The organism is Hymenobacter sp. BT559 (assembly GCF_016427535.1).
Lineage (GTDB): Bacteria > Bacteroidota > Bacteroidia > Cytophagales > Hymenobacteraceae > Hymenobacter.
The window spans coordinates 285,807-303,500 of the sequence record NZ_JAELXV010000005.1 but is presented as its reverse complement, the minus strand read 5'-3'; the positions used below and the strand labels follow the sequence as shown (position 1 = coordinate 303,500).

Genomic DNA, 17,694 nt, shown 5'->3' with positions numbered 1-17,694 from the left:
TGACCTTATACTAGATATGAACCTATTCACCATTCGCCAACTTGCTACTCGCTCGGCCTTGCTCCTGACACTGGGCTTGACTGCGGGCTCATGCGAAAAGGCTATTAATGTGGAGCCATCCAACAGCGTTAGTTCTGACACTGGCTTCACTACAAAGGAAGATGCCGCTGCTGGCCTGCTAGGTGCCTACGACGCTGTGCAATCTTCTGATTATGCAGGCCTGGCCTTTCCTACCATTTCTGACTTGATTTCGGGTGATATCTCATTTCGTGGCACCTTCACTACCACCTATGGAGTGATTGCACAGAACTTGGCTTCGCCTGATAATACTCAGATTAGCAATACTTGGAATGCCATCTACGTAGGTATCAATCGCGCTAACTACCTGATTCAGCAGAGCGAATTGATTAATGACCCTGCGTTTGCGAAGCAGTCTACTATCGCACAAGCCCGCGCTTTGCGCGCGTTCCACTACATGAATCTGTTGGCCCTGTGGGGTGGCACGCCCCAAGGCTACGGCTATCCCAATGGCCTAGGGGTGCCCCTGCGTCTAACGCCAACCACATCTATAGGTACCGAAACGGAGGCTATTCCGCGGGCTACTGAGGCAGCTGTGGCTGAAGCTATCCGCGCCGACTTAGACTATGCTATTGCAAACTTGGCCGTAGGTTCGGGTACTCGAATCACAAAATCAGCCGCACTGGCACTACGGGCTCGCTTTGAACTGCGTATGCGTCAGTACGCTGATGCATTGAAGTTTGCCCAGCAGGTGCCTGTAGTAGCCAACTTTAGCAGCGCTACCATTGGTGCTGGCAGCGCTGCAACCGATGTGCTCTGGCAGCTGGCTTTCAATAACACCGACCAGAGCCAGTACGCTTTCTACTGGTACCCTTCGCCGGGCGGCCGTGATGAGTTCGACCCAGGTACGGCTATTTCTGCCGCGCACCCCACTGGTGACCGCCGTCTCGCCATCAATGTGTTAACGAGCAGCACCACGGCTAAATACACGCAAACTGCGAACCGTGATGACCCCTTCAACGCTGTGCGCTACGCCGAAGTAGTCCTGACTATTGCAGAAGCTGCCGCTCAAACCGGTGACATAGCTACAGCTACCACTAACCTAAACATTATCCGCTCGCGCGCTGGTCTGGCTAATACTACGGCTACCACGGCAGCCGGTTTAGTGACTGATATCCTGCTGCAGCGCCGCTTGGAGTTTGCGTATGAGGGCATGTATTGGTACGACCTGCGGCGGACCAATACAGTGCAGATAGCTCGCCCTACTTACCAAGAGCTTTATCGCAATCTTTTCCCGCTTCCACTGCGCGAAGTGCAGCTCACCAACGGGTTAGTTATTACGCAAAACCCCGGCTATTAATCAATATTTCGGTGTAGCTACTCTCGCTTCTTATTGACAGGAGCTAGAGAATAATCAAAAGCCCCACTCGGATTCTCCGGTGGGGCTTTTTGCTGGGTTTTACGTTGTACCTGTCCCTAGAATAGTAGTAATATGTGCTGCTATATACGTGTGAGCACCGAGGTCCCGGGCTGTCTAGGCTCAGCCAGCCACTCCAATATGTCTTTAGCCACTTCATCCGAACTGCGCAGCTGCCCTTCGGCGTGAAGTCCTGCGAACTTCTCATGTTCACTGAATTGTCCTGCTGCTGCCGTGCGGATGTGCGCTTGCATATCCGTATCGACCACACCGGGAGCTAAGGCCCACACGCGCACGCCGGAGCCGCGCAGGTCTTGCTCTTTCTGGGCTGTTTCGGACAGCGCATTCAGCGCCGCCTTCGAGGCACAGTAAGCCCCCCAGCCATCGACGGGGCGTTGGGCGGCGCCACTGCTGATGTTGAGTACGGTGCGTGGGATGCTGCCTAAGGCGCCGTAAGTGCTCAGAAAGGTGTTCATGAGCATGGCGGGCGCCACCACATTCAGGTCGAACACGAACTGGAAATGCTCATTGGGTAACTCGCCTACGTAGCCGATTTCGCCCAGCGTGCCCGCGTTGTTGATGAGCGTGAGGCTCTGCGCATCGGGCCGCGGTCCAAAAATCTTTCCTAGGTTGTGCTCCACGGCTTCGATATCCGAAAGGTCGAGCGGCTGGTGCTGGTAGCGCGCGTGCTCGATGGTGGCGTGGCGCGAGATGCCGAGCACCTGCGTATCGGGGCGCTGGAGAATGGCTTCGGCGAGTGCGCGGCCCAGACCCTGGCTGGCGCCTGTGATGAGGTAGTAGTGCATAAGCGGGAGTGAACAGGGGCCCTAAAGACAAGAGCCGGTAGTCAGCTAGCTACGTGCTGACTACCGGCTCCGTTGGCTTAGGCTGCCCTAGGTGGCAGTTTGGCCCGTTTTACTCACAAAATATACTGGCTCAAATCGCGGTTTTTCACCATGTCGCGCAGGCGCTCTTCTACCAACTGGGGCGTCACGGTGAGGTGGGTGCCAGCGGGCAGTTGGTCGGGCACGTCAAAGAGCAAGTCGTTCAGCAGTCGGCTCATGACCGTGTGCAAGCGGCGAGCCCCAATGTTTTCTACCTCCGAGTTGACTTCAAACGCGATTTCGGCCAGGCGCGACAACGCTGCATCGTCGAAGTCCAACTGCACGTCCTCCGCCGCTAGTAGGGCTTGGTACTGTTTGGTAAGCGCGTTTTTTGGGTCCTTCAGAATGCGGTAGAAGTCATCCTTGGTCAGGCTTTGGAGCTCGACGCGAATGGGGAAGCGGCCCTGTAGCTCGGGAATGAGGTCGCTGGGCTTGCTCACGTGGAAAGCACCCGCGGCGATAAATAGAATGTGGTCGGTGTTGACCACACCGTACTTGGTATTGACGGCCGAACCTTCCACGATGGGTAGCAGGTCGCGCTGCACGCCCTGGCGGCTTACGTCGGGACCGCCGCTCTTACCGCTGCCACTGGTGGCCACCTTATCGATTTCATCGATGAAGATGATGCCCGAGTTCTCGGCCTGGCGGATGGCCTCTTCCTTTACCTCGTCCATATCCACAAGCTTAGCGGCTTCTTCATCGAGCAGCAGCTTGCGGGCTTCGGCCACGCTCACTTTGCGCTTGCGCGATTTCTTTGGCATCATGCTGCCTAGCATGTCTTGCAGGCCCGACATGGTGGCCTCGTCCATCATGCCCGGTGCGCCCATGATACCTACGCTGGGGCCCGACTGTGCTACATTGATTTCAATGCGGCGGTCCTCAAGCTCGCCGTTGCGGATTTTCTGGCGAAAGCGCTCGCGAGTGCGCTCGTTCAACTCTTGGTCAGAGGTTGGCACAGCATCGGCCGCGATGCTCTCACCGCTGATGCCGAAGCCTAAGCTGCCCCCATTACCATTAGCCGGGGCTTTCATGGGCGGAATGAGGGCGTCGAGGATAATATCCTCTACCGCCTGCTGGGCCTGGACCTTCACTTCCTCCTGGCGGCGCTGGCGCAGGCGGCTTACCGACTGCTCGGCCAGGTCGCGCACCATGCTCTCCACATCGCGGCCCACGTAGCCGACTTCGGTAAATTTACTGGCCTCTACCTTCACAAAGGGCGCATCGGCGAGGTGGGCTAGGCGGCGAGCAATCTCGGTTTTGCCCACGCCGGTAGCCCCAATCATCAAGATATTATTCGGTACAATCTCCTGCTGCATGTCGGCCGGGGCGTGCAGGCGGCGCCAGCGGTTGCGCAGCGCAATGGCCACGTGGCGCTTGGCCTCGTGCTGGCCGATGATGTACTTGTCGAGCTCGGCCACAATCTGGGCCGGGGTAAGAAAGGTGTCGTTGAGCATTCGGGTCTGGTAGTTCAGGCGGCGCGACCTAGGTGGGGTATTTGGGCCGGGCTGTCAGGAAGCAATACTTCTAAACAGCTGCTGGCCCAAGAAGATGCTGTGCGGGCGCCGCATGACAAAGTTTTACTAGTTTTTTTTAAACAGGTTATTCAAGCTGCGGCTGAGAGTGAAGTAATTGCTCGACCCCGCCGCTTGCAGGGTAGCATGGGTATAGTCGAGCTGAAACTGACTGATGCGCAACAAAAAACCGAAGCTAAAGCCCGCGGCGCCGCTCGTGTTGTCAAGGCGTAGCTCGCGGGCCTGCAAGTGGTTGTAGCCTACCCGCGCCCGAAAACCGGTACCTAGGAGCAGCTCAGCGCCCACCGTGAAGTGCCGGGCCAGGTTGTCGCCAAAGTTGCGGCTGGCGCGCACCGTGTCGCCGCCCGCCGTAGTTGTACCCGGCGCGTTCGGGTCGAGGTACTGAATATTCCACTGCTGCAGGTGGTGGGCCGTAAGCGTAAAACGCAGCGGCATGTGCTCGGGCTTAATGGTGGTGCCCAGTTGCACATCGAGCGGCAGCGGCTCGCGGCTGCTGGCTATGTAGGGCTTTAGCATATAGCCAGCATTTTTTACCACTATTCCCACCGTAAAGTCTTGCTCGTTGGGCTTATACAGCACGCCGACATCGCCGGCCAGGGCTACGGCTCGGTTGGTAGCCAGGCTCGATACGGCCAGCTTGGCCGCCAGCCCGAAGGTGAACTTGCCCTTGGTGTACGAGTCGGCCCCGGTAAAAGCGTATTCATTGACCCCAACGGTACCTAGGGAGTTGCCAGCCGCATCGAAGCTCGGAATATCGCCGTAATTCAGGTAGGTGAAGCCAAGTCCGAAACGCCCACGCTTCTCGGTGTTGAACGCGTAGGCGGCCGTGCTCTGCTTGATGCTGCCCACGTAGGCCACGTAGCTAATAGCCGCTACCTGGTCCATCTCTTTGTTTAGCAGGGCTGGGCTGCCAAAGAGCTGCGTAGGGTCGCTGCTACGAGCCGAAGCGTTCATGCCTCCGCTGGCAGCTAGCTGCGCCGAAGGCGGTAGGCTTAGAAAAGGAAAGGCTGTGCGCCCACCAACTTGCGCCTGCGCGGCGTGCGCCCCTAGGCTCCCGAAGAGGACGACGAACCAGCGCGCGAAGAGGTGCTTCATGAGGCTAAAGTTACGGGGCCAACTAGCTTGAATTTGATAACCCCAAGGTGAAGGCAACAAGCACGCTTGTAGTGCTCGCTGCCTTCACCTTAGGGTTCAAATCCAAGCTGCGTTTACTGTACTTCCACGCTGGGGCCCGTTGGGGCAGGGGCTTCGTCGCGCACGGGCAATGACTGCGGGCGAGCTACCTTCTCTTGGAGCAAGGCTACCTGCAACACGTCGTCGACCCGCTCGGCGTAGTGAATAGTTAGGCCTTTGAGGTAATCAGCCGTGATTTCCTCCACGTCCTTGCGGTTTTTAGGCGACAGTATCACGTCGCGCACGCCGGCGCGGCGGGCGGCCAATAGCTTCTCCTTGATGCCGCCCACTGGCAGCACCCGTCCGCGTAGGGTTATCTCGCCGGTCATGGCGAGGTGCGGGCGCACGCGGCGCTGGGTGTAAGCCGAGGCGATGCTGGTAAAAATGGCGATACCCGCGCTCGGCCCATCCTTCGGGATGCCGCCCTCGGGGAAGTGGATGTGCAGGTCGTATTGCTCAAACAAGCGGTAATCGATACCTAGCTCATCGGCGCGGGCACGCAGGTAGGAGAGGGCCGTAATGGCCGATTCCTTCATCACATCGCCAAGCTGACCGCTGAGCGTGAGCTTGCCGCGGCCACGGCTTAGGAGGCTCTCTACGAAGAGAATATCGCCGCCTACGCTCGTCCAGGCCAGGCCCGTTACTACGCCCGCCGTATCGGCTTCCTGGTAAAGGTCACGGTCGAAGCGCGGCGCCCCCAAGATTTTAAGCACGTCCTGCGGCTCCAGTACACCCGGCAGGGTTTCTTTGCCAGCCTTGCGGCGGGCCAAGTTGCGAGTGAGGGCCGCCAGCTGCCGGTCGAGGTTGCGCACGCCGCTCTCGCGGGTATAGTCGTCGGCCACGCGGTGCAGCGCTTGGTCGGTTATTTTTACTTCTTGCTCCCCTAGGCCGTGCTCACGCAGCTGCTTGGGCCAGAGGTGTTTCTTCGCAATCTGAGTCTTTTCCTCCTGCGTGTAGCCGGTCAGGTCGATAATCTCCATCCGGTCGCGCAGCGCGGGCTGAATGGTTTCTAGCGAGTTGGCCGTCGCGATGAACAACACCTTGCTCAGGTCATACTCCACCTCCAGGTAGTTGTCGGTGAAGGTCGAGTTTTGCTCAGGGTCCAGTACCTCCAGCAGCGCCGAGCTAGGGTCGCCGCGGAAGTCACTGCTCACCTTATCTATCTCATCCAGAATAATAACCGGGTTGCTTGCACCCGCCTTCTTAATCTGCGAAATGATGCGCCCCGGCATGGCGCCCACGTAGGTCTTGCGGTGGCCCCGTATCTCGGCTTCGTCGCGCACGCCACCTAGGCTCATGCGCACGTACTTGCGGCCCAGGGCCGTGGCTATACTGCGCCCTAGGCTGGTTTTGCCCACGCCGGGCGGGCCGTAGAGGCACAAAATTGGTGCCTTCAGGTCCTGCTTCAGCTTCAGCACCGCCAGGTATTCCAGGATGCGCTCCTTTACCTTTTCGAGGCCAAAGTGGTCGGCATCAAGTATTTTCTTGGTGTTCTTGAGGTTAAACTTATCCTTGGTGTACTCGCCCCACGGCAGGTCGAGCAAAAACTCGACGTAGTTGAGCGTCACCGGATAGTCAGGCGACATTTGGTTGATGCGCGCCAGCTTGCTCACTTCCTTGTCGAAATGCTTGGCCACGTTTTCGGGCCAGTTTTTGGCTTTGGCGCGGGTTTTCAAGTCGGCTACGTCCTGCTCGGCGCTCTCGCCTTGCCCTAGCTCGTCTTGCAGCGTTTTGAGCTGCTGGCGCAGAAAGTACTCGCGCTGCTGCGCATCAATACCCGTGTGCACCTTGGTGCGAATGTCGTTCTTGATTTCGAGCAGCTCAATCTGCCGCAGCAGGGCTTCGAGCAGCTGGCCGGCCTGCGCCTCGGGGTCAGCCAACTCCAGAAGCTGCTGCTTGGCGGGCAGGTCGAGCTGCACGTTCGACGACAAAAAGTGAATGAGGAAGGCCGGCGACTGAATACCATCCAGCATGGCCCGTGCCTCGTTCGGAATTTCGGGCGTGAGCTCCAGTACCTTGCTCGCGGCTTCGCGCAGGCTTTGTAGCAGCACTAGCTCGCCGTCTTTGTCAGCGTTCAGCGCCCGCTCCTCGAAGTATGTGACACGCGCTGTAAGCTGGGGCGTGAACGTGACCTGCTCCGTAATTTGAAAACGCAGTTGCCCCTGAATGATGATGGTTACCTGCCCATCGGGCTGGTCTATCAGCTTCAGAATGCGGGCCAACGTGCCCACCGGGTAGAGGTCCTCTAGGCCCGGCTCGTCGGCTTCGGGGTTGCGCTGGGCCACCACACCTACTAACTTTTCATTCTTAGCCGCCAGCTTGCGCACTAGCCGAATGCTTTTCTTGCGGGTCACCGTCACGGGCAGCACCACGCCCGGAAACAACACGGTATTGCGCACGGGCAGCAGTGCCAGCACTGCCGGCGCATCGTTGGCCGAGATAAGATGGTCGGGGTCAGCCGCCATAATGGCAATGGCTTCCGGAGCCGAGTCGGAGCCCCCAGCTAGCGATAAACTGGGGCGGGAAGTAGCAATGGTCATCAGCAGAAGGTAAAGGCGCCGCTAGGCGGCCAACTAGCTGCCAGAGTGGCAGCCACGAGCCCGCGCCTAAGGTAAGGCGGCGCATGGACAATACGGGTTCAAGGGGCGTGCCAGCCTCCTAGAGCCGCCAAAGCGGCGTACCTAGGGGCAGTTTAAGGGCGGTGTACGGCATAAATGGCGGCTATGTATGAACTTGCACCTTAGTTCTGCTTATCAAGTAGTTTAATATGCGTAGCCTATCGGTTTATTACTATTCTTTACGGTGGGTTTTGGCAGCGTGGCTGCTTCTGGGCCTAGGCACTACAGCCAATGCCCAGCCGCGCCCGCGCGCCCCCAAGGCCAAGCCCGCGCCCGTAGCCAGCCCAGCTACGCGAACACCAGCAGTCCGCCCGGCCTACCAGCAGCGGGCGCTGCCAGGCCGCCTCAGTAGCCGCCGCCTGCGCGTGCGCCCCGATGGCACCCCCACTTTTGTAAATGTTAACAGGATAGCCTTTTACGAGGATAAGAAAGCGCTGCGGGCCATTCAGCGGGCCGAGCGGCGGCGGCACTACGCCGAAGCGCGGACGCTACTCACCAAGTACGTGGCGCAGTTTGGCATCGAGAACTTCTACCGCAATACCGACTTGCTGTGGCACCTAGGGCAGCTTTTGCAGCGCGATTCTACCCAGCAGGAAGTAGCCAAGGCGTATTTCCGCCTGGCGCTCAAGCACCACCGCACCGATATTAAGCGGGTGCAGCTCTACTACGACTCACTGGAGCAGAAAAACGCGGACCTCTACGTGCCGCTCAAGGTGTATTACGACGTGGTGGAGTATCGCAAAAGTGTGAACACGTTTCATCCGCCCAAAAACGTGTACACTAACATGGGTGACGGCATCAATTCGAAGTTTCCTGACTACGGCCCAACCCTGGGCGCTGGCGATTCGGTGCTGCTGTTCTCGTCTAAGCGCCTGGCACGACGCGGCGTGCATCCGCAGCCCGACGAAAACCTCTACGTGTCGCACCGCGAAGGCCCCAACTATTGGTCAGAGGCCAAGCCCTTGCCCAAGCCCATCAACTCGCCCGATAACGAAGGCTCGGCGTGCTTCTCGCACGATGGGCGCACCATCTTTTTTGCGCGTTGCGAGTGCGCTACCTGTCACGGCAACTGCGACTTATACAGCGCCACGCTGGGCAAAGATGGTAAGTGGGGTGTGCCCAAGAGCCTGGGCCCACTAGTAAACTCCAATGCCTGGGATTCGCAGCCCACACTCTCGCCCAAGGAAGACACGCTCTACTTTGCTTCCGACCGCCTAGGTGGCTTCGGCTTGTCGGATATCTACTTCACTGTGAAGCAGAAAAACGGCCAGTGGGGCCGCGCCCAAAACATGGGCCCGGTCGTGAACACCCGCGAGAGCGAAGTGAGCCCCTTCTTTCACCCGCTTTACCAAGTACTGTACTTCAGTTCGCGGGGGCAACTACTCAATTTTGGCGACTTCGACATCTACAAAACCTACCGCGTGGCCGGCCATTGGCAAGAGCCGCGCAACATCGGGCCGCTCGTAAACGGCAAAGGGTCAGAGTACTACTTCACCATTGATAGCCAGAGTAAAAATCTCTACTACGCCCGCTCTGAGGAGCAAGACATTGCCAACCTCGACCTGTACTCGTTTCCGCTGCCCATGGAGGCGCAGCCCCAGGCTACCACGGAGGTAGCTGGCACGTTGGTCGATTCGATAAGCCACAAGCCGCTGCAGGGTATTGTCAGTATTATCGACCTAGATAGTGGTATTGAGGTAGCTAGCAAATACCTGCGCCCAGATGGCTCCTTCAACTTCGAGCTGATAGAAGGTTCGCACTACGTCATGCTCATTCAGAGCCCCGACGCCTTTACCGTTGAGAAGCAGTTTGCTCTGAAGGGTGACACGGTAATGTCGCTGCTCACTAATAGCATCGACTATAAGCTGCCGCTCATCTTCAAAAATATTGAATTTGAAGCGAATAAGTCGGGCATTCGGCCCGCAATGCAGCCCACGCTCGACCGTATCACGCTGTTTTTAGTAGACCACCCCGATTTCAGGCTCAATATTGCTGGGCACACCGATGGCCGGGGTGACCCCGACGTAAATGAAAAGCTGTCGCAGGACCGGGCCGAGGAGATTCGCCGCTACATCGAGCGCAAAGGCAAGCTAGGCCCCAATCGCATCGAGAGCTTCGGCTACGGCTCCAGCAAACCCCTTAAAAATGAGCTAACTGAGGAAGATGCCCGCATCAACCGCCGGGTAGAGTTCCGGCTGATTAAGCCAGAGTAAGAAGCCCGAATTGTTCTTAGTAATTAACAACTCGCTGATGCCTAGTGCCCTAGAGAAACAACGCCGAAAAGCGGCTATGCAGCAGCTTAAAACAGCGCAGGCCGCTTCTTTGCTGTATGGTATGCCAGTAGCTGGTAATCAGCTAAAAGCTCTGTTCGAATACTTAGATAGTAAGCTTTCCGAACAGGGATGCGATGATACACTATACCACACAGCACAATTCGCAGTAGAAGCCGGTGTTTCGTTCGCAAACCTCAAGGCTTGGTTGGAAACAGTGGGGGGCTACTGCGACTGCGAAGTGATAGTCAATGTGGAGGAAAAGTTTGAGGGCCTAGTATAACAGTTATTGCTAGCCAAGCCACTCAAACAGCCTACTCTACCACAGTTTGGTATCTGTGATGCCAGCTGGCAAGGGTGCCATCGTGCTGAGGCCCAATACGCACCAGCCGGCTTCTACGCCGAAGGTATTGCCGGGCAGTACGTGGCTTACCCACCGAATCAGCGTTTGGCCAGTGTACTCGTGGGTAGTAGGGTTGAGTTCGCGCAGCACCAAGGCGTCGCCTACTTGAAAGTTCTGGTCGTTTTTGCGCACATCAAACGGCTTGGAGCCATTGGCTACGGCACTAAAGGAATCGGGCCAGATAGTTAGCTCGTGCGTACGGCGGGGAGCAGCAACGCTGGCAGGATGCGACGAAGAAGAATAAGTATTCATAATTAATGTAGTTGTAGCGTAGTTGCAGAAGAAGAACCACCTAGGGCTAGGTGAAATGCATAACCCCCTTCCGGCTGCTAGCGAAGAAGCCAGCGGCCGGAAGGGGGGTGGGAGTAGCTATAAAACGGCCCGGCTGCGCAGATGGTTCGGTGAAAACGAGAGCGAGTGAGGGAAGAAATTGTTAAGAATGAGCTATTAATGAAAAATAGCCGAAGCCACAAAGATACTAATGTGCAGCTAAACCAACCTTAATCGAGTGCCGGCGGCAGGGGTAATATCTGGTCACGCATGCACTTAAAATGCCCCTGCGGGCACTTGGCAAAGCCTATTTTGGAGCACGGCCGGCAGGGTAAGCCTAGCACTTCGAGGGCTTGAAAACTAGTGCGGTAGGGGTACATACCGAACTGCGGCACGGTGTTGCCCCACACGCTAAAAATTTCTTTGCCAAAGGCCGCCGCAATGTGCATTAGCCCCGTGTCGTGGCTCACCACAAAGTCGGCCTGCTGCACCAGCGAGGCCGACTGGTGCAGCGAAAACTGCCCGCACGCGTTAAACACGGGCGAATGCGGGTGTTGAAAAGCCAGCTCAATGACATGGCCGGTGCTTTCGTCTTCGGGGCCACCTAGGAGCACCACGGGCCGGGGCGCAAGCTTGGCTACCAGCTCGATAAGTTTTTCAACGGGCAGGCGCTTGGTGGCGTGCTGGGCGCCGATGGCCACCGCCACGTAGTTGCCGGCTTGGAAGCCGGAAGGCAACGCTGCCGTGACCTCTACCTCCTGGCCAGGCGGAATAAAATAGTCGAGCCCGCCTCCATCGTCGCGAATGCCAAACGCGGCGGCCGCCGCCCGGTAGCGGTCTACGATGTGCACGGGCGGCAGGCGGTCAATTTTGAAGTTAACCAGCAGCCACTTCTGCCAGTTCAGCTTGTCGAAGGCGCGCCCCAGCACACCCGGCAGCTGCAAGCGAATGAGCCGGGTGCGTAGGTTATTGTGTAGGTCTACGATGAAGTCGAACTGCTCGGCGCGTAACTCACGCACTAGCTCGCCCAGGGTGCCGCTCAGCACGTGCGTGCGGTCTACGTAGGGGTTGGCTTCGAGCAAGCTGCGGTAGGCAGGCTTGGTGGCGAAGTGCACCCGCGCGCCCGGCACCTGGGTTTTGAGCTGCCGTACTACCGGCGTCGTGAGCACGATATCGCCGATGGAGGAAAAGCGGAGGACGAGAATCTTCATGGGTGTGTCAGTACCGCGTCTATCATGCAGAGCGCAGCGAAGCATCTCGCATGTTCACGTTTACGAACGTGGGAGATTACTGCACCACGCGAGATGCTTCGCTGCGCTCTGCATGACAATTTATTCTTTATCGCCGGGCTTTGCGTGCTGCGAAATACGCGGCTACTTCATCCGCCGACTTGGCGTTGAAAGTCATCTCCTTAGTCAGCATGCCTTTGCGGCCAGCCAGCACGCCGTAGCGCATGTCGGCGTAGCCATCGGTGTGGTGGGCATCGGGGTTGATACTGAGCTGTACGCCCTGGGTGAGGGCGTAGCGCACCCAGCGCCAGTCAAGGTCGAGGCGCCAAGGGTTAGCGTTGATTTCAATAATGACCTGGTGCTCGGCGCAGGCATCAATGACGGCCTTAAAATCAATAGGGTAGCCGGCGCGGCGCAGCAGCAGCCGACCGGTGGGGTGGCCTAGCATGGTGCAATGCGGGTTAGAAATAGCGGCCAGCAGGCGCTCGGTGGCGCGGGCTTCATCCATCTTCAGATTGGAGTGAATGGAGGCCACGATGAAATCGAACGAGTTGCGCAGCTCAGTGTCATAGTCCAAGCTGCCATCGCTCAGAATATCAGCCTCGATACCTTTGAAAATGCGGAACGGTGCCAGCTCCTGGTTCAACTCGTCAATCTCGCGCTGCTGCTGGCGCACACGCTCGGGCCCTAGGCCATTGGCGTAGTGCGCCGCCTGCGAGTGGTCGCAGATGCCGAGGTACTCGTAGCCCGCGTCGCGCAGGAAAGTGGCCATCTGGCGCAGCGTGTGGTTGCCGTCTGAGTAAGTACTGTGGTTGTGTAGCGAGCCGCGCAAGTCACTGTCTTGCAAGAGCTGTGGGATTTTGCGCTCAGCTGCCAGCTCGATTTCGCCCAGGCCTTCGCGCAGCTCAGGCACCACATATTGCAGGCCAGCTTTCTCATACAGTGCCTCTTCGCTGGCAAACTGCTCGCGCTTGGCCCACTGGCGCAATGTGCGCGGAGCGGGAGGCGTGGCATTGGGTAGCGGCGCGCCTAGGTGCGCTTCGGTGCCCGTGCTGAGGAAAAGTTGATTAACAAAGTCGGCGGGGTCTACCAAGCGCACCGTCACGCCCACGCCGCCCTCTACGGCGGTGCCCACCCACGCCCACGGCCCCGAGCGGCTGGGCTCGGCGCGTAGGCCGGGCGCCGCATCGAGCACGGCATGAATGGCCGCGAGGTCGGTAGTAGCAACCAGGATTTCTACTGTTTCCACGATTTCAAGGGCGCGGCGGACTTCGCCCGTAGCGGCGGCCTCAGTCACGCCGGGCACTTGGCGCAGGCGCTCGGCCAGGTCGTGCCCTAGGCGCTCGGCTTGCGAAAACAGCAGCTTGCCCGCGCTTTGGTCGGTGAAGGCAAGGGCGGCCAAGATGCTCTCTTGCGTTTTAGCCCCGAAGCCCTTGAGCTTGGCTACCTGGCCGGCCTCGGCGGCTTCGCGCAGCTGGTCGGGGCCCTCAATGCCGGCGTCGCGCCACAGGGCACGCACTTTCTTGGGGCCGATGCCCTTGATATTTAGCAGCTCTACCACGCCGGGCGGCGTTTTATCGAGCAGCTCTTGCAGCTCCTTAAAGGTGCCGGTGTCGAGCAGCTCGGCTACTTTAGCGGCCTGGGTTTTGCTGAGGCCGGTGCGGTCGGGCAGGCCAGGGCGGTCTACCTCTGACACCGGAAACTCCAGCTGCTCGAGGGCCGTGACGGTGCCGTCGTAGGCTCTGATTTTGAACGGGTTCTCGTCGTGCAGCTCCAGCAGTTGGGCGGTGAGCTTAAAGGCACGAATGAGGGCGCGGTTATCCACTAGCGTGAGTCAGGTTAGGGCGGAAGGGTAGGAGGGCTTACGCAGGAGCGGGCCCGGCGGCCGACGCAAAAGCCCCGCCGCCATCCACAATCAAAAGTACACCTCGCCGCCCGGAGGCAACTTCTCGTAGTATCTACGCCTATGTTTTCCCCTCGAGTAGCCCGACTAGCGGCTTTCTTCTTTCTGCTGGGCCCGGCCGCCTGCCAGCCCCAGCACCCCGCCCAGCTGCCGCTAGGTACACTGGCGGGGCTGCATGGCACGTGGCTGCTGGTGCCCGAGGCCAGCCGTGCCGACACGCTCACGTACCGGCGCAATACCTACCGCTTCCGCTACCGGCCTGGGGGGCGGCCGGGCTTCCGCCTAGGGCCGGCCGGCAGCTTTGTGCGCTACGATGTGGCCCCCGGCGGCGGGCTGCTGGCGCAGGAGGGCACCTGGACCGAAACCAGCACCGGCCGCCTGCTCGTGCACCTGCCCGACCTAGAGCCCACCGAGCCCGACTACGAGCTAGAACTGGTTTCGTACAAGCAGGGTGTGCTGCGCCTGCGCCGGCTAGCCGAGCGGCCCGCGGTAGAGGTTATCCGCACGCCCTAGGTGCGACCTAGGGCGGTGCTGCCGACCTTTGCGGCCATGAACTATTGGTTGGTTAAATCGGAGCCCGAGGCCTACGCCTGGGCCGACCTGGTGCGCGAAACGGGCACCGACTGGACGGGCGTGCGCAACTACCAGGCGCGCAACAATCTGCAGGCCATGCAGCCCGGCGATTTGGTGCTCTTTTACCACAGCGTAAGCGAAAAAGCCGTAGTGGGCGTGGCCGTGGTGCACACCGCCGCCGCCCCCGATGCCACAGCCGAGGCCGGCAGCCCCTGGGTGGCCGTGCACCTGCGCCCGCATGCCCCGCTACCCCGCCCAGTGCCGCTGGCCGCCCTCAAGGCTGAGGCGCGCCTGGGGCAGCTGGCGCTGCTGCGGCAGTCGCGCTTATCGGTGCTGCCCGTGCGCCCCGAAGAGTTTGATATTGTGCTCGAATTAGGGGCAAATTAGGTCTCGGTTGAGGTTGCGAACAGCCATCAAATAAGGTATCTTCGTAAGGAGGGCAGGCGGCCTAGGGGTCGGCTGTTCACACCGTTAACCTCGACTGCTATGAAACACTTCTGCGCACTCTTGCTATGCCTGGGGTCATTGGCCTCGTGGGCGCAGCAAGCCGAAGCCCCGTCCCCCCCCGGCGCTCCGGTTCAAACCGCTCGTACCGAGCTATTGCTTGACCCCGATACCGATGAGGTGGCCGTGCAAAGCCTGCCGTCCGACTCGGCCGTAGTGCTGCTTATCAGCCGCCAGCCCAAGCTAATGGGGCCCCCGCAATACTACTTCGCGCAGTACCGCGCCGATTTGGCGCTGCGCCACGAGCAGGCAGTAACCATAAAAGACGAGTATGACCTGGTGCGGTTGAGCAGCGAGCCGGGCGTGGTATACGCCCTGTTTCGTTCGCGTATCATGCCGGGCCGCCTGTTGGTGGCCGCTTACAACGTTCGCGGTGGGCAGGTACACACGCAAGAGTTCGATACCAAGCAATACCGCCAGCTCGTGTCGATGCGGGCCGTAGATGGGCGCCTGCTGGCCACCGTGACGCTGGCCGACCAGCTGCACCAAACTGTGCTGCTGCTCGAAGTGGCTACTGGCCGCTTCCAGTTTCTGCCCTCGCTCTACGAGCCGCTCACCACCGAGCTTACCAGCGTGATGGACGCCCCCGCTGGCCGCGCCGAGTTTATATTGAGCCAAACCAACGGCCGCAAGCAGCGGCTTATGCTTAAGCAATTGTCGGCTGAGCAAGGCCAGCTGCTGCGCTCCGAAATGGTGCAGACTGAAAGCGAGCGCACCCTCATCACGGCGCAGTTGAGCCCACCGCAGGACACCAGCGCTCGGCTTCTGGCGGGCACCTACGGCCTACGTGGCCCGCAGTACGCTCAAGGGTTGTTCACCACCGACCTTACCGCCCCGCCCGCCAACCCCAGCGACCCGCGCCCGGCCATGCGGTTCTATGATTTTCGGCGCCTGCGGCACTTCTTCGAGTACCTCAATCCCGCCAAGGAGGCGCGCCTGCGCAGCCGCTCGGCCCGCCGCGACGAGCGCGAGGAGGCTCCCCTGCGCTGGCACTACCGCCTGCTGCTGCACGAGCTGCTGCCGCAGCCCGATGGCGGCTACACGCTGGTGGCCGAGGTGTACTACCCCCGCTACCTCTACAACTCATACGGGCCCAGCGGCTCTATTGGGGGCCTAGGGTACCTAAACAACCCCGGCAGCATGCCGCAGTCGTACGGGGTGGCCGGCCGCACGCTGCTAGGTATCCGGACCACGCACGTGCTGGTATGCGGCTTCGACCGCCGGGGCAGCCTTTTGTGGGACAATGCTTACGTGGTAAGCAGCGACCTCATGCACAGCGAGCTTGAAGAGGCCGTACGCACCTTAACCCTGCCCGATGGCCGCCTCGTGCTGGCTTACCTGCTAGATAATGAGTTGCACTACAAGCTCATCAACCAAGGCGAAACTGGCCCCAACGACCTGAAAGTGCCCATCTTCACGGCGGGCCCAGGCATTAAGGAAAAGGTGCTCGACACCCGCCAGCCCGATGTCCAGCCCCTAGGGGGGCGCCGGTACGTGGCCAGTGGCTTCCAGCGCATCCAGAGCGAGCGCATGCCCGAGCGCCAGGTCTTTTTCCTCCAAACCTTAGAATTTTGACCTAGAGGATAAATAGCTGAGCAAGTGCCTTAAACAGGCGTAAGACAAAGCTGGAAAGAAGCAGGCCGCCGCTAAACCGCCTGCTTCTTTCCAGCTTTGTCTTTTGTTAGCTCCTCTAGCTATTTCTACTATGCTACTTGCCACGCACACCGGCCAGCCCCACGAGGCCGGCCTCGACGAAGCCGGGCGCGGCTGCCTGGCCGGGCCCGTGTTTGCGGCGGCCGTTATTCTGCCGCCCGACTATAACCCTGCTTTTCTCAATGATTCGAAGCAGCTCAGCGCCCGCCGACGCGACGTGCTGCGCGCCGATATTTGCGCCAATGCCATTGCCTGGGCCGTGGCCGAGGCCAGCCCCGACGAGATTCAAACCCTCAATATTGCGCAGGCCAGCTACCTAGCCATGCACCGAGCGGTAGCCGACCTAGGCGTGCCCGCCACCCACCTGCTGGTAGATGGCAACCGCTTTAAGGCGCACCCCAGCTTGCCCCACACTTGCATTGTGGGCGGCGATGGCTTGTACCGTAGCATTGCCGCGGCTTCCATCCTAGCCAAGACCTTTCGCGACGAGCGGATGCACGAACTGGCCGCCGAGTTTCCGGCCTACGGCTGGCACCAGAATGCCGGGTACCCTACGGCTGCGCACCGCGCTGCCCTGCGGGCGCACGGCGTCACGCCTCATCACCGGTTGGGTTTTAGGCTCCTCTAGGTCAATGATTAATGCCCAAGGAGCACTAAGTAGACTGGTAATGCGGTCTGCTCAGTGCTCCTTGGGCATTGCGTTTTAAAACCTATTGCTTCATCTTCAGCAAATCCAGAAACAGGCTGAAGCTGTCAACCGTGCCGCCACCTTCGCCGCCAAATGAGTCGAAGGTCAGGGGCTTGATAATGTAGCCGCTCACATTTAAGTCTTTGGCACCTAGGCGGTCGGTATCTAGGTCCGACGTGGTCATAATGAACACGTTGAGGTCCTGAAACTCGGGGTCGTTGCGGAGTATTTTGAGCAGCTCTAGGCCATTGAGGCGGGGCATGTTGATGTCGAGCATCATCAGGCTGGGGCGGGCTATTTTGGCTTCGCCATTTTCGCCGCGCAGCATGTTCAGGGCCTCGCGGCCGTTGCGGGCGTGCACGAGGGGTACCTCTATGTGCTGCTTGCGCAGTTCGCGCTGCACGTTCATCACGTCCATTTGGTCGTCTTCGACCAGCATGATGCTGGTAGTACTAGCAGGAAAAATATCAGTGAGTGACATACACAGAAGGGCAGGAGAAAAGCAGGACAGCTAGGAATAATAAGAAGATAACGCGCAAGCCGACCAATAAGATATAGT

Annotated in this window: 15 protein-coding genes; 7 read left to right on the top strand and 8 right to left on the bottom strand. The window is 59.4% G+C overall.

The window, feature by feature from the left end:
- Positions 1 to 16: 16 nt before the first annotated feature.
- On the top strand, positions 17 to 1,378 hold the full coding sequence (locus JAO77_RS17565) for a RagB/SusD family nutrient uptake outer membrane protein (protein ID WP_198991707.1): 1,362 nt from the start codon (positions 17 to 19) through the stop codon (positions 1,376 to 1,378).
- Positions 1,379 to 1,518: 140 nt separating this feature from the next.
- Here JAO77_RS17565 and JAO77_RS17560 read toward each other — a convergent pair whose 3' ends face one another.
- The 4 genes from JAO77_RS17560 to lon form a co-directional block, all read right to left on the bottom strand.
- Complete coding sequence (locus JAO77_RS17560; RefSeq protein ID WP_198991706.1) at positions 1,519 to 2,241, bottom strand: SDR family NAD(P)-dependent oxidoreductase; 723 nt, start codon at positions 2,239 to 2,241, stop codon at positions 1,519 to 1,521.
- Between the two features lie 113 nt (positions 2,242 to 2,354).
- Positions 2,355 to 3,773, bottom strand: a complete 1,419-nt coding sequence (hslU, locus tag JAO77_RS17555) for an ATP-dependent protease ATPase subunit HslU (RefSeq protein ID WP_198991705.1) — start codon at positions 3,771 to 3,773, stop codon at positions 2,355 to 2,357.
- A 126-nt stretch (positions 3,774 to 3,899) separates the two neighbouring features.
- Positions 3,900 to 4,946 (bottom strand): type IX secretion system protein PorQ, encoded by a 1,047-nt coding sequence (porQ, locus tag JAO77_RS17550; RefSeq protein ID WP_198991704.1) that lies wholly within the window; start codon positions 4,944 to 4,946, stop codon positions 3,900 to 3,902.
- Between the two features lie 113 nt (positions 4,947 to 5,059).
- Positions 5,060 to 7,564, bottom strand: a complete 2,505-nt coding sequence (gene lon / locus JAO77_RS17545) for an endopeptidase La (protein WP_198991703.1) — start codon at positions 7,562 to 7,564, stop codon at positions 5,060 to 5,062.
- A 269-nt stretch (positions 7,565 to 7,833) separates the two neighbouring features.
- On the opposite strand from lon, the gene JAO77_RS17540 reads away from it, so the two are divergent.
- Positions 7,834 to 9,855, top strand: coding sequence for an OmpA family protein (locus JAO77_RS17540; protein WP_235998491.1), 2,022 nt, complete (start codon positions 7,834 to 7,836; stop codon positions 9,853 to 9,855).
- 37 nt (positions 9,856 to 9,892) lie between these two features.
- Positions 9,893 to 10,195: a DUF2695 domain-containing protein gene (locus JAO77_RS17535; protein ID WP_198991701.1), complete on the top strand. Its 303-nt coding sequence runs from the start codon at positions 9,893 to 9,895 to the stop codon at positions 10,193 to 10,195.
- 36 nt (positions 10,196 to 10,231) lie between these two features.
- Here JAO77_RS17535 and JAO77_RS17530 read toward each other — a convergent pair whose 3' ends face one another.
- The 3 genes from JAO77_RS17530 to polX all read right to left on the bottom strand — a co-directional run bounded on the left by JAO77_RS17530 (position 10,232) and on the right by polX (position 13,639).
- Positions 10,232 to 10,567 carry an ASCH/PUA domain-containing protein gene (locus JAO77_RS17530; protein ID WP_198991700.1) on the bottom strand — a complete coding sequence of 112 codons (336 nt, stop codon included), beginning with the start codon at positions 10,565 to 10,567 and terminating at the stop codon, positions 10,232 to 10,234.
- A 248-nt stretch (positions 10,568 to 10,815) separates the two neighbouring features.
- The gene (locus JAO77_RS17525; protein WP_198991699.1) at positions 10,816 to 11,796 is read right to left on the bottom strand and encodes a glycosyltransferase family 9 protein; all 981 of its coding nucleotides are present in this window, start codon (positions 11,794 to 11,796) and stop codon (positions 10,816 to 10,818) included.
- A gap of 127 nt (positions 11,797 to 11,923) precedes the next feature.
- Positions 11,924 to 13,639: a DNA polymerase/3'-5' exonuclease PolX gene (gene polX / locus JAO77_RS17520; RefSeq protein ID WP_198991698.1), complete on the bottom strand. Its 1,716-nt coding sequence runs from the start codon at positions 13,637 to 13,639 to the stop codon at positions 11,924 to 11,926.
- Positions 13,640 to 13,780: 141 nt separating this feature from the next.
- Between polX and JAO77_RS17515 the strand changes: the two genes are divergently transcribed.
- From JAO77_RS17515 to rnhB, 4 genes are all read left to right on the top strand, one after another.
- The gene (locus tag JAO77_RS17515) at positions 13,781 to 14,230 is read left to right on the top strand and encodes a hypothetical protein (RefSeq protein ID WP_198991697.1); all 450 of its coding nucleotides are present in this window, start codon (positions 13,781 to 13,783) and stop codon (positions 14,228 to 14,230) included.
- A gap of 36 nt (positions 14,231 to 14,266) precedes the next feature.
- Positions 14,267 to 14,677, top strand: coding sequence for an EVE domain-containing protein (locus JAO77_RS17510; RefSeq protein ID WP_198991696.1), 411 nt, complete (start codon positions 14,267 to 14,269; stop codon positions 14,675 to 14,677).
- A gap of 99 nt (positions 14,678 to 14,776) precedes the next feature.
- The gene (locus JAO77_RS17505; protein WP_198991695.1) at positions 14,777 to 16,369 is read left to right on the top strand and encodes a hypothetical protein; all 1,593 of its coding nucleotides are present in this window, start codon (positions 14,777 to 14,779) and stop codon (positions 16,367 to 16,369) included.
- Between the two features lie 130 nt (positions 16,370 to 16,499).
- A complete protein-coding gene (gene rnhB, locus JAO77_RS17500) occupies positions 16,500 to 17,075 on the top strand; it encodes a ribonuclease HII (protein ID WP_198991694.1) in 576 nt (191 codons plus the stop codon).
- An 82-nt stretch (positions 17,076 to 17,157) separates the two neighbouring features.
- Here rnhB and JAO77_RS17495 read toward each other — a convergent pair whose 3' ends face one another.
- Complete coding sequence (locus JAO77_RS17495; protein WP_144847331.1) at positions 17,158 to 17,616, bottom strand: response regulator; 459 nt, start codon at positions 17,614 to 17,616, stop codon at positions 17,158 to 17,160.
- Positions 17,617 to 17,694: the final 78 nt, after the last annotated feature.